Source organism: Spirosoma sp. SC4-14, assembly GCF_037201965.1.
Taxonomy (GTDB): domain Bacteria; phylum Bacteroidota; class Bacteroidia; order Cytophagales; family Spirosomataceae; genus Spirosoma.
The window spans coordinates 3,370,759-3,383,539 of record NZ_CP147518.1 but is presented as its reverse complement, the minus strand read 5'-3'; the positions used below and the strand labels follow the sequence as shown (position 1 = coordinate 3,383,539).

The 12,781-nt window shown below is 47.8% G+C and carries 10 protein-coding genes; 9 read left to right on the top strand and 1 reads right to left on the bottom strand.

Annotated features, from left to right (window positions below; all coding sequences use genetic code 11):
* The first annotated feature begins 164 nt into the window (after positions 1-164).
* From WBJ53_RS13660 to WBJ53_RS13620, 9 genes are all read left to right on the top strand, one after another.
* On the top strand, positions 165-818 hold the full coding sequence (locus WBJ53_RS13660) for a metal-dependent transcriptional regulator (RefSeq protein WP_338876694.1): 654 nt from the start codon (positions 165-167) through the stop codon (positions 816-818).
* A gap of 71 nt (positions 819-889) precedes the next feature.
* Positions 890-1,966, top strand: a complete 1,077-nt coding sequence (locus WBJ53_RS13655) for an LptF/LptG family permease (protein WP_338876693.1) — start codon at positions 890-892, stop codon at positions 1,964-1,966.
* Between the two features lie 80 nt (positions 1,967-2,046).
* Positions 2,047-2,979, top strand: coding sequence for an EamA family transporter (locus WBJ53_RS13650; RefSeq protein ID WP_338876692.1), 933 nt, complete (start codon positions 2,047-2,049; stop codon positions 2,977-2,979).
* 10 nt (positions 2,980-2,989) lie between these two features.
* The gene (locus WBJ53_RS13645; protein ID WP_338876691.1) at positions 2,990-4,417 is read left to right on the top strand and encodes a DUF6056 family protein; all 1,428 of its coding nucleotides are present in this window, start codon (positions 2,990-2,992) and stop codon (positions 4,415-4,417) included.
* 129 nt (positions 4,418-4,546) lie between these two features.
* Entirely contained in the window at positions 4,547-5,284 is a 738-nt protein-coding gene (locus WBJ53_RS13640; RefSeq protein WP_338876690.1) for a glycosyltransferase, read from the top strand.
* Positions 5,281-6,966 carry a hypothetical protein gene (locus WBJ53_RS13635; RefSeq protein ID WP_338876689.1) on the top strand — a complete coding sequence of 562 codons (1,686 nt, stop codon included), beginning with the start codon at positions 5,281-5,283 and terminating at the stop codon, positions 6,964-6,966. Before WBJ53_RS13640 ends, WBJ53_RS13635 begins: the two co-directional genes overlap by 4 nt.
* A gap of 107 nt (positions 6,967-7,073) precedes the next feature.
* The gene (locus WBJ53_RS13630; protein WP_338876688.1) at positions 7,074-8,042 is read left to right on the top strand and encodes a glycosyltransferase; all 969 of its coding nucleotides are present in this window, start codon (positions 7,074-7,076) and stop codon (positions 8,040-8,042) included.
* A gap of 104 nt (positions 8,043-8,146) precedes the next feature.
* Complete coding sequence (locus WBJ53_RS13625; protein WP_338876687.1) at positions 8,147-9,439, top strand: hypothetical protein; 1,293 nt, start codon at positions 8,147-8,149, stop codon at positions 9,437-9,439.
* Positions 9,429-10,961 (top strand): MBOAT family O-acyltransferase, encoded by a 1,533-nt coding sequence (locus tag WBJ53_RS13620; RefSeq protein WP_338876686.1) that lies wholly within the window; start codon positions 9,429-9,431, stop codon positions 10,959-10,961. The genes WBJ53_RS13625 and WBJ53_RS13620 overlap by 11 nt, the downstream gene beginning before the upstream one ends.
* A 71-nt stretch (positions 10,962-11,032) precedes the next feature.
* Here the strand turns inward: WBJ53_RS13620 and WBJ53_RS13615 are convergent, their stop codons facing one another.
* A complete protein-coding gene (locus WBJ53_RS13615; RefSeq protein WP_338876685.1) occupies positions 11,033-12,745 on the bottom strand; it encodes a GMC family oxidoreductase in 1,713 nt (570 codons plus the stop codon).
* Positions 12,746-12,781: the final 36 nt, after the last annotated feature.

Genomic DNA, 12,781 nt, shown 5'->3' with positions numbered 1-12,781 from the left:
CGGCATCGGACACTCCTTTTTTTTTCTTACAACGCTCAAATATAAGGATTGTTGAAATATTTTTTTAGACTAATCTAAATTTTTAGAAAGTTTAACATTAAAACTATCTTTGCGGTCAAACTGTTTCATGCTACTTCATCGTTTTTACTGAGTAGCCATTGTTTATGCAGTCATTTACCGAAGAAAACTACCTGAAGACCATCTATTCGCTCGCTTCCCGTCAGGAGGGCGAGGTGAGCACCAGTGCCCTGGCAGAAATGACAGCTACTAAAGCGGCTTCAGTTACTGATATGCTTCGTAAACTGGCCGACAAACAACTGATTCATTACAAAAAATACCAGGGGGTACGGCTGACCGATGAAGGCGAACGACTGGCCCTTCAGATCATTCGGCGTCATCGGCTCTGGGAGGTCTTTCTGGTCGAAAAATTAGGCTTTGGCTGGGCTGAAGTACACGCAATAGCGGAAGAACTCGAACACATCCGGTCTGAAGAGCTGGTGGCCCGGCTGGATGCCTATCTGGGTAATCCGCAGTTCGATCCACACGGTGATCCCATTCCTACCCCCACTGGCAAAATGCCACAAACCGAATATCGAAAACTATCCGACGTATCAACTGGCGAAGATGTTCGGCTCATGGCTGTGCTCGAACACTCAACCGAATTTTTGCAACACCTCGACCATTCCCGGCTAACGCTTGGCTGTTCGGTTACTGTAGCCGAAATCAATGCGTTCGACAAATCTGTTATTCTTCACATCACGAATGGTCAGCCCGTATTTGTTAGCCACGAAGTCGCGAAGAATTTATTAGTAAACTGAGTTTTCTGTTCCAGTTTCTGGCTTGTTTAGGAGCCACAGCCTGTAACAAACGGAGAACGCCATGATGAGCAATGAAACTACTCGACAAGTATATATTAAAACGGTTTCTGCAAACCTACCTGTTTGTAGTTATGGTTATTGTGCTGGTTGTTGTCATGATCGACTATACCGAAAAGGTTGACAATTTCCACAAAACCAACGCCCCGGCCAACGAGATTCTCTGGCACTATTATCTCAATTTTATTCCCTATTGGGCCAATTATATCAGCCCGTTGATGGTGTTTATTGCAACGGTTTTTCTGACCTCACGGCTGGCCGCGCGTACGGAAATTATTGCTATTCTGAGTAGTGGTGTCAGTTTCATACGACTGCTGTTTCCCTACGTGCTGGGGGCCACTGTACTGGCTGTTCTGACCTATTTTATGGTCAACTACATTATTCCGAAAGCCAATAAAACCCGGATTGCCTTCGAGATTAAGTACATTAACGAAGCCTTCACCTACTCGCACCGCAATGTCCATCTGAAGATTGCCCCCAATGTATATGCTTATCTGGAGAGCTATAATAACCAGAGCAATACGGGCTATAAGTTTACCCTGGAACGGGTCGAGGGCAATCAGTTAAAGCAAAAACTCACTGCCGACCGGATTGAGTGGGACCCTAAAAAGAAAAAATGGGGCGTTTATGACTACAACATCCGCAACATCAACGGACTACAGGAAACGCTCACGCCCGGCACCCGGATAGATACCACTCTGAATCTCAAACCCGACGATTTCAGTTCGGATTTTAACCTATACGAAACCCTGACCCGCCCCGAACTAAACGATCATATTGATCTCTTACGCAGTCGTGGCTCCGACGGTGTTGAAACATACTTACTCGAAAAATACAGCCGGGATACCCGCCCCTTTGCCATTATTATTCTAACGATCATTGGAGTCATTATGTCGGCCCGAAAAAGTCGCCGGGGTGTAGGCTGGCAGGTAGCTCTGGGATTTTTTCTGGCATTCACATACCTGCTGTTTTTTATGCTCGCAAAAGGCATTGCCGAATCCGGTAATCTAAATCCAATACTGGCGGTCTGGCTTCCTAATATTATTTTTACGTTCATCGGCGTATTCCTTTACAACACTATTCCGAGATAATCTTTATAAAAGATGAATTATGAATGATAAATGATGATGCGTTGCAGGTTACTCATCATTCATAATTTTCAACCTGGTATATGTCGCATAAGCCCACGTTTTCCGACTATTTTCAACTCCATTTTATTGTTCTTATCTGGGGGTTTACGGCTATTCTGGGAAAACTACTGGAACCCCTCGACTCGTCGGCTGTGGTTTTATTTCGGACTGCACTTGCGGTTGTTGGGCTTGGCGTTGTGCTGGCAGCCCGCAGGCAAAGTTTTCGGGTGGCTCGCCGGGACTACTGGCGTTTATTTGCCACAGGCTGTATTATTGGACTTCACTGGGTACTTTTTTTCATGGCAGCCCGGCTGGCCAATGTGTCGGTCTGTCTGGCTGGCATGGCTACCAGTTCGCTCTGGGCCAGTTTGCTGGAACCGCTGATTCTGCGCCGGAAAGTTCAACTCATTGAAGTTGTTCTGGGAGCTGTGGTCATGGCGGGGCTATACCTTATTTTTCAGTTTGAGTTCGATAAAGTAATGGGTCTGATCGTGGCTATGCTCTCGGCCATGTTAGCCTCTCTCTTCACCATCATTAACAGTCGTTTTACCCACCGGTACGATTCGCTGGTTATTTCACTTTATGAGATGATCGGCGCATCGGTCTGTGCATTGGGGCTTTGGTTCATAACACAGGCCCTCGACCCACGGGAGGCCATTTCACCTATTCAGTATATACCCCAGACAACACTACAATGGTTATGGCTTTTGATCCTGTCGATGGTCTGTACGGTCTATGCTTATTCGGTTGGTGTGGGCCTGTTACGAAAATTTTCACCGTATATGGCTGTCTTAACCGTAAATTTGGAACCTGTGTATGGGATTTTACTGGCTGTAATGATTTTCGGCGATGCTGAACGTATGACTGCCGGATTCTACCTGGGCACACTTGTTATTCTGGCTGCGGTTGTTGCCTACCCGCTCTGGAAAAACAGGCCCAATAGTCAGAAATCTCAACTACCTACACCGTTATAATACTACATTCATGACTAAAATTTCGCCAATAGCGCGTTCCACTACGTTTATTCTTCTAATTCTTTCTATTGTCGTTGCTCTACCACTCATCGCCCTTTCTTTCTACAATCACCCATCTCCTGCCGACGACTATTGCTTTGCCAGCACATCGATGCAGTATGGTTTCTGGCAATCGCAACAATTTTATTATGATGGCTGGAGTGGTCGCTTTTTTCATAATTTTCTCGTACACGGCAGTCCACTTACCTACGGTTGGTATGGGGGCTATAAAGTTTATCCTGTTATTCTGCTCTGTTTGCTGGCACTAGGTTTCTATGCGCTGGCAAGTCAGTTTTTGCATGGCTTTACCATAACAGCCAAACTGGGGCTGGCTGCCGGGCTTTTCGTTGGCTTTATAGCGACGCTTGCCAGCCTGTCAGAATATATGTACTGGTATGCCGGTATGGCCTGCTATAGTTTATCGACTGCTTTTCTGCTGTTTCTGTTAGCCACACTGATTGCCCATCAACGACGTGGTTTTGGTACTCTGCCGGGCTACCTTCTTCTGGAAAGTTTCCTCCTTGTCTGTATCATTGGTTCCAGCGAAACCGGTATGGTGATGGCCATGTCGGTTCTGGGACTCATTGCGTTTGCTGGTTTACTACAAAATCGACGCATATCGGCTACTACCCTGATTCTGTTTGCAGTTGGTGGCATTGCCTGTTATTATCTGATAACGGCTCCGGGCAATGCCGTGCGGATGGGCTCAAACCCCAATAGTGCGAATATACCAAAGACACTCATATCGGCACTGAAGTTTTCGGCTGGCTATATTGTCCAACAACTATTTCTGACACCTTTGCTGCCCCTCTCCCTTTTGTATTTACCACTTACCTATAAACTAACCGGCAACAAACCTCTTCCCGCTTATCTTCGGGTGCATCCTTTTCTGGGCATGCTGCACGGCGCGGCCACGCTGATCGCGCTTATTTCCCTTCATTTCTACGGAGTAGGCGTTGCTCCGGCACTACGCCTAGTCAATATTTTCAACCTGATGTTTTGGCTTAGCTGGACCTATAATCTTACCTTGCTGATCGTAACAGTTCGCCACCGGATTCAGGTAGAGACCTGGACGCGATATTCTCGTCCAATAGCCATGATCACACTTATCTGGACAGCCCTTGCTATTGGTGCTGGCCCTGTACTGCCCTTAGCCTATGGCGACTGGCTGAGTGGGCGCGCCAGTCGCTATGATCAGGCTATGCAGGAACGATACCAGCAAATGACTCAGTCTGAAAGTGATACTGCCTTGATAAAACCATTGCCCGACCATCCGGCATCTATGTTTCTGGAGGATGTAAAAAATGACCCTAAACACCTCTGGAACCGTTGCTGGGCCGATTATTACCACAAAAAAACGATTGTATTACAGGAGAAAGCAGCCCTTACTACTCACTAACAACGTTTGCCTGACCTCCTGTTAATTACTCCAACTATGTCTGAAATTTTAGATTTTGTTGAACCAATAGCCTCCCAATCAATTAACCATGCTGCACTCAAATCAACACCCACCGAAACACACTTATGTATGTCATCCATTTGCATTGTTATTCCCTGCTACAACGAAGCCAATCGATTGCCTGTAGACGTTTTCCTTGCATACTTAAGCCAAAGTACCAACGTAAATTTTTGCTTTGTCAACGACGGTAGTACCGACCAGACCCAATTTGTCCTGGAAACGATGCGTGAGCAGTGCCCGGATCGAATTGACGTCCAAAACCTTACTCAAAATAAGGGGAAAGCAGGAGCCGTTCAGTTGGGTATGTTAAAAAATGCCATCAAGCCATTCGACTATATTGGTTTTTTCGATGCAGATTTAGCAACGCCACTCAACGCCATAACCGATTTGACTCAGGTGCTCGACTTCAATCCAGCGCTTGATCTGGTAATGGGGTCACGGATTAAATACCTAGGCAACAACATCCAACGCAATCCTTTCAGGCACTACGCTGGACGTGTTATTGCCACCGTGATCAGCAATATCCTGAAGCTTCCGGTTTATGATACCCAGTGCGGAGCAAAAGTATTCCGACAGAGTGTTGTTAACAATCTGTTTGAGAAACCATTTATCAGCCCGTGGCTATTCGACGTCGAAATACTGGCCCGGCTCATCCAGCATCGGGGTCGACTAAATGTCATGAGCCACATTGCTGAGCAGCCCCTCAAACAGTGGATTGAACAAAGTGACTCCAGAATAGGCTCAGAATACATCTCTAAAATGTGGTACGAACTGTACCGGATTCAACGAACTTACCGAAACGCATGAATCGACTATACCGACTGCTGGCAACACCTCCCCTAACAAGCGTGTTACTGCTGTTGCCGATCGCCGGTTTTTTTATTTACTTTTTCACACTTCGTTACAACATTCCCTGGTTCGACGATTTTGAGAATATTCCTTATTTTCTGGATCGTTTTCTGGGTGCGCCCTCCTTTCATGAAGCAGTGTCGGCACTGTTGCGCCCAAATAATGAACACCGGGTCGTATATGCCCGACTTGTTGTTCTGGCACAATACGCACTGACGGGCGGCATCAATTTTGCCAATCTGATGTTGTGGGGAAACGCCGGGCTGGTACTCATTTTCTATCTGCTCTACCGCGCTCTCAAACAGCAGGAACTTAGCCCGCAGACAGCCCGGGTAGGTTTGTTAATAGCTCCACTCCTGCTCTTCACGGCCCAAACCTACATCATGACGTTTACGGCCATTTTTTCCTTACAATATCTTACCATCATTACTCTCGTTACGGCAACCTTATTTGTGCTTGCTACCGAACGGCGTTCCTATTTTACCGTAGCTATAGGGCTGGGATTGCTCAGTACGTTTAGTATGGGTAACGGGCTTCTGCTCTGGCCTGCCGGGGCCTGTATGCTGTTTATCCAGCGTCGGTGGATTTCGCTGACAATCTGGATTGCGACAGGAATACTTGGCGGGTATCTCTATTTTCTGGGCTATCCGGTTCAGCAGGGTAATGCCGAAGGGTTTAGCTATGTTCTTGAGCACCCGCTAAAAACCCTGGCCGGATTTTTGATTTTTGCCGGAAGCCCTTTCGATTTGTTTCCGACTCTTCCCGAAACATATCGATTTTATCTGCCATTTCTGGCGGGTTCCATTTTAATAGCAGGGCTTGGCTATTGGCTACTAAAAACACTATTCAGCTCCCGAAAAAACAACTCGTTTTTCGAAACATTTATTCTGGGATGCCTGCTGTTTCTGGTAGTAAATATTGCCCTGATTGCGTTTTTTCGGCTTCGGTTTTATTTCGGTATGGCACTTCATATTCCTTACCGAATCTATGCCCTATCCTTATGGGCAGTTGCCAGCGTTCTTTTATTCAGCCAATTAACCAAAACTGCCCGAACACGCTTCTGGCCACTCGTCTGGGGTGTGTTTTTGGGGCTTAACCTATTCACCTATTATACCTATTTACCCGAAGCCATTGAGCGCCGTAAACATATGCAGGGCCTCGCCTTCAATCAGCTCCATAGCGCCATTGGTCTGGGAGGAAGCCGCAACTCTAATTTAGCTCAGTATATTGCCAGTCTGATCGACCTTATGGCAAAGCGAAACTGGTATCATTTGCCCGATCCAGCTATTACCCCCGACGAACGGAAAGTGCTGCTACCTGTCAACAAGACTGCTTCGCTTAATCCATTACAGATCAAACGCGATGGCGATTATATTGTCGTTGAGAGTAATGAACCCAATTATTCTGTTGGCCTACATCAGGGAATCTACCTCGTCATGCGGTCAGATCGGCATGTTTATCTGCTGGATGCCGTCAAAAAACGCCCAGCCTCGTTTAAACCGTGGCAGGTTGAACCCGGCTTTTTTACTCCAATGCCCATTTATATGATTCAATCGGGCCGCTATCAGTTAGGCGTGTTCCGAACCTACCCCGACCATAGCGAACTAGCGTTTGGTAATCAACAGGTTGATGTACCCTAAACCCATTTTTTCGATGTACATACCAGCCACAACCGTGCTATACGATAAGTCGTCTGGTCATTTTTTAGGATAAACCTCTATTTTTGCCGCTCAAACCACCCATCACGTTGGAGAATAAATCCCATTTGCTGCCCGAGCGTATAAATGTTGTCATACCACTATTTAATGACTGGCTGGCTGTAGGCTTGCTACTCGAGCGCATTCAATCGGTTGTTGACAAACCGTTACTCAGCCGACTGGCCTTCCTGATTGTAGACGATTGTTCCGCTATAAATTACGAAACGTTGCCAACAGGTGTTGGACAGTCGTTGTCTATACTTCGGCTTTATCGAAATGTTGGACATCAAAAAGCCATTGCCCTCGGATTGGCTTTTCTGGCCGATCAGCCCGAGCTATATCCAACCATTGTCATGGATGCAGATGGCGAAGACCGTCCCGAAGATATTCATGAACTCGTCCATCGAGGGACCGAGAAACCAGGCCATGTGGTTTTTGCACACCGGGCCAAACGCCACGAAAGTTTGACCTTCCGCCTGTTTTATTCGGTCTACAAATCGGTGTTCAGGCTGCTTACGGGCAAAGTTATCACCTTTGGTAACTTCAGCCTGGTACCGGCCAGCCAGCTACGCAAACTGGCTCATGTATCCGAAATCTGGAATAACTATCCGGGCGGGGTTATTCGATCCCGATTACCCTACACGGCCGTACCACTGGAGCGCGGCCGTCGGCTGGCGGGCGAATCAAAAATGAATTTCGTGTCGCTGGTGTTGCATGGATTGAGTGCCGTTTCCGTTCTGATCGATACCACCGCCGTACGACTGGCGTTATTCTGCGTCATGATGGTTGTGGCCTCGATATTGGGAATTTGCGGGCTACTGTATCTGAAGTTTTTTACCAATACATCCATTCCTGGCTGGACGAGTTATTTGACTTTCTCCTTCCTGATCGTCATTTTACAGGCATTTTTGATTTCGCTACTACTGGTCTTTATTGTGCTTTCGTATCGAATACAGCCACAATTTATACCGGCACGCCAGTTCAGAGACTTTGTTGAACGGCTCGAAAAAGTGTATTGAGCATAAATAGGCTTACGGTGACTCGTTTGGGTCTTTTCTTGATTCGTTGCGCTTCCCAACGGTGAACAGTACCGACCAAAAGCCGTAAATCATAAACGAGCGTTATGTTTATTGTCTACATAAAAACGGCGGTATCGGTTGCGCTTGGCGTGGCCCTGTTGCTTCTTCTCTGGCAACGAAGTAAAGTAACTCAGGTTCTACAACAAACCGGCACCTGGGTTCTGGATAGTTGCTGGCTTGCGCTGCGGCTGGTGCCGTTTGTGATTACCTACATTGTTCTGGGCTACCAGCCACAGTCTGATGTAGCAACGTTTTATTACCCAATCGGGATGTCGGCCTTGCAGGGTGGAATTCCGTACCGCGATGTATATAGCTGCTATTCCCCTTTGTTTGGCTATTGGCTGGCTCCGTTTTTAAGTCTCTGGAGCGATATGCGGATGGTGGTTCTGGCGATGCTGATTGTGGAGGGGTTGGCCGTTCGGCTCACGTTTCGGTATTACCAGACGCACGAATCACTGGGCGAACGGTTGTTCCGGGGGGTGTTTTATTATTTACTGCCGCTTCCATTTGTGATGAGTGTCTTTAGCGGCCAGGAAGATGTCATTCTTTGGCTGTTTGTTGTTCTGGCCATTCCGCTGATGCAATCGCGTCCTTATCTGGCAGGGTTAGTGTTAGGCCTGGGTATGCTGGCCACAAAAGCCGTATTCATTCTATTGCTTATCCCAATCTGGCTGCTTTCCCTCCGCAATACCAGGTTTGCAGTTCAGTTCACAGCCGGCCTGCTAACGATTGGCCTACCGGTTGCTTTATTTATTTTCTGGAAAGCCGGTCCATTGTTTCTGGAACAGCAGTCGCACGAAGGCGACTATCTGAAAGCCCCCAACTGGCGGTCGCTCCTCAACCCGTTTCTGTCCGATGGCGTTCGGGCAGCCAACAATTTATGGAAATGGGGGGGGCTGGTACTAACCATGCTGATTATGCTGGCTGGCGTCTGGCGGATCGATAAAAAGAAAGGCCGCTGGGCTTATAAAGACTACATCCCCTTTCTCTACATCCTGATATACAGTGCAATGAGCGTGATTCAGCAAAATGCAATCAGTAATTACGCCTATCTGTTTATGTTGCCGCTGGTATTTACGATGACTAATTTCCGGCATACCGGATTTTGTATTTGCCTGATCGGCTTTACTATTCTGGCGGCTATTCACCCATCGTTATGGTGGCGGCTTGGTGAGCCGTATTACGATCGGCTCAGTGCATTAGGCAATCCGGCAGCTGCACTCGACTATGCCATTGAACTCTTAATAGTAATTGGTTTTATTTACTACGCCATTCAGGCCATGAAAGCGCTACGGAAACAAAAACCAGTAGCGCAGGCCGAGACATATGCTATTTAACTCGCTTCAGTTTCTCTTATTTTTTATTGTTGTAACCCTAACGTACTTTGGGCTGAAGTGGCAGGGGCGCTGGATGTTGTTGCTGGTAGCCAGTTGCTACTTCTACATGGTCTTTAAGCCAGCCTATATCCTGATTCTGCTGCTGACCATTGTTATCGACTACATTGCAGGAATCTGGATCGAAAAATCGAGTGGAAGTGCTCGCCGATGGCTTCTGATTGTATCGCTGGTTACCAACATCGGTATTCTGGCTTTCTTCAAATACCTGGGCTTTTTTACCGAAAACCTATCCCTGCTGTTCGAGCAGATACACATGCCCGAACTGTCGGCACAGGTCTTCAATCTGGGCAACCGCCTTTTTATTCGAGTTCTCCGTTTCTTTGGCGAAAGTGGCATTGCGTCCTTTAAAGACAATATGAGCATTCTGCCCGTTGGCTTGTCGTTTCATACGTTTCAGGCCATGAGTTACACCATCGAAGTATATCGGGGCAATCAGAAAGCCGAACGGCACTTTGGCATCTATGCCCTCTATGTGATGTTCTATCCGCAATTAGTTGCCGGACCAATTGAACGGCCGCAGAATGTATTGTGGCAGTTTCATAAAACCTTTCCTTTCGATGCGGAGAATGTGAAGGCTGGACTCATGCAGATGGCTTTTGGCTTTTTCAAGAAAGTGGTCATCGCCGATCGGTTGTTTATGCTGGTCGACTATGCCTATGCCAATCCGTCTGAGCACAATGGCTTAACGTTGTTAGTGGCCACGTTTTTCTTCACATTCCAGATCTATTGCGACTTTTCTGGCTATTCAGACATTGCTATCGGCGCGGCACGGGTGATGGGCTTTACGCTGATGGAGAACTTCCGAACGCCCTACATAGCCCAATCCATTTCAGAATTCTGGCGTCGCTGGCACATTTCGCTGTCGACCTGGTTCCGCGATTACCTCTATATTCCGCTGGGAGGCAACCGCAAAGGCGAGTTCCGGCAATATCTCAATATGCTGATCGTATTTCTGGCCAGCGGCCTCTGGCACGGCCCCAACTGGACGTATGTAATTTGGGGGGGGCTAAACGGGTTTTATCAGGTTTTGGCTGTTCTGCGCGACAAACTGCTGGCCCGCCTTGGCTTTATCCATATTCCGCCCCGCCAGATCACTTCTCCTGCCAGTGAACCGCATCCAAAATCGTCACCGGTCAGGGTTGTTGCCAACGTGCTGATTACGTTCGTACTGATTATGTTGACCTGGGTATTTTTCCGGGCCCGTAGCGTGGGCGATGCGTTCCTGATTCTCCAACGAATTGCTACGCTATCGCCCAGTGATTCTATTGAGAGTCCGATGAACACAACGGAAATGTGGTTCAGCCTTTTTCTGATTGCTTTTTTGCTCGTGAAGGAGTATTTCTATCTCTACATTCCAACGCGCAATACCGTTCGCTTTGCCGTTCTTTTCGTACTGATCACGTTCGTAACATACCTCTTTGGTGTTTTCTCATCGAACCAGTTTATCTATTTTCAGTTCTAGAGAATCTCTTTAGCCCCATAAAAAAAGCCCGCCAGGACTGACGGGCTTTTTCAAAACAGACAACCGTTCGTTTATACTTCACCTTTCTTCATCGCTTTCACGGCATAGTCGGCTGCGCGGGCAGTCAGGGCCATGTACGTAAGCGATGGATTTTGCGTTGATGTGGAAGTCATGCAGGCACCATCGGTCACGAAAACGTTTTTAACCGCATGAAGCTGGTTCCACTTGTTGAGCATCGATGTTTTCGGATCTTTACCCATCCGGGCTCCACCCATTTCGTGAATATCGAGCCCCGGATTGCGATGATCATCACGCACACGAATGTTGGTGAAGCCTGCCGCCGTGAACATTTCTGTCATCTGCTCCTGATAATCCTTCACCATTTTATCGTCGTTGTCGTCGTAGGCAATCGCGATTTTCAGTTGAGGGATACCAAATGGATCTTTCAGGCTAGAGTCGAGCGCAACGTAATTGGTTTCTTTCGGAATAGTTTCGCCCATCATGTGCGAGCCTACATGCCAGCCTCCCAGCTCAGGATTTAGCAGATTCTGCTTCAGGTCGGCACCAATTGCATCCTGGTTTGAACGCGAAATACGACCCGCAGAGAAACCAGCCGCATAGCCCCGCAAAAAGTCGGTTTCCTGCTTATAAACATTCCGAAAACGCGGAATATAGGGACCGTTTGGCCGACGGCCATCGGTCGTTGAATCCAGATTCCCATCAAATTGAGCCGAAATTCCTGCCCGGTAGTTATGGAAGGCAACATATTTTCCGAGCACACCGCTATCGTTACCGAGTCCATTCGGGAATCGATTCGATGTTGAGTTTAACAATACCAGATTAGAGTTCAGCGCGGCAGCATTCAGGAAAATAATGCGGGCATAAAACTCCTGCATCTGTTTGGTGTTGGCATCAACGATTCGAACCCCGGTGGCCCGGCCTTTCTTCTCGTCGTAAATAATCGAATGCACCACTGAGTTTGGTCGCAACGTCATTTTGCCGGTTTTGGCCGCCCAGGGAATGGTAGAGGCATTACTACTGAAATACCCCCCAAATGGGCAACCGCGCTCGCAAATGGTGCGGTGCTGACATTGCGCCCGGCCCTGCTGGAGATGAATTGGTTGCGGCTTTGTGATATGAGCGGCCCGGCCCATAATCACATGCCGGTCTTTATATTTACCCGCTACGGCTTTCTGAAAATGTTTTTCAACGCAGTTCCATTCGTGCGGAGGCAGAAACTCCCCATCAGGAAGTGTATCAATACCATCTTTATTTCCAGTGATGCCTGCAAAGCGCTCAACATAGCTATACCACGGCGCCAGATCGGCATAGCGAATGGGCCAGTCGACCGAATAGCCATCGCGGGCAGGGCCCTGGAAATCAAAATCGCTCCAGCGCTGGGTTTGCCGTGCCCATAGCAGCGATTTACCACCCACCTGGTAGCCACGAATCCAGTCGAATGGTTTCTCCTGAATGTAGGGATGCTCAGCATCCTTTACGAAAAACTGCTGAGTACCTTCATAAAAAGCGTAGCACTTACTAACAATCGGGTTGGCATCTTTCACCTCCCGCGTCAGTTGGCCCCGGTGTTCGAACTCCCAGGGCTGCATCATGGTAGTTGGGTAATCGGTAACGTGCCGCACATCGCGACCGCGTTCCAGCACCAGCGTGCGCAATCCTTTTCCAGTCAATTCTTTGGCAGCCCAGCCACCGCTAATCCCCGATCCGATTACAATTGCATCGTATGTATTCTGCGCCTGCGCGTCAATATTCAGGTTTGCCATTATGATCAGTTTTTTAGGTTTAGGGTTTATGATTGC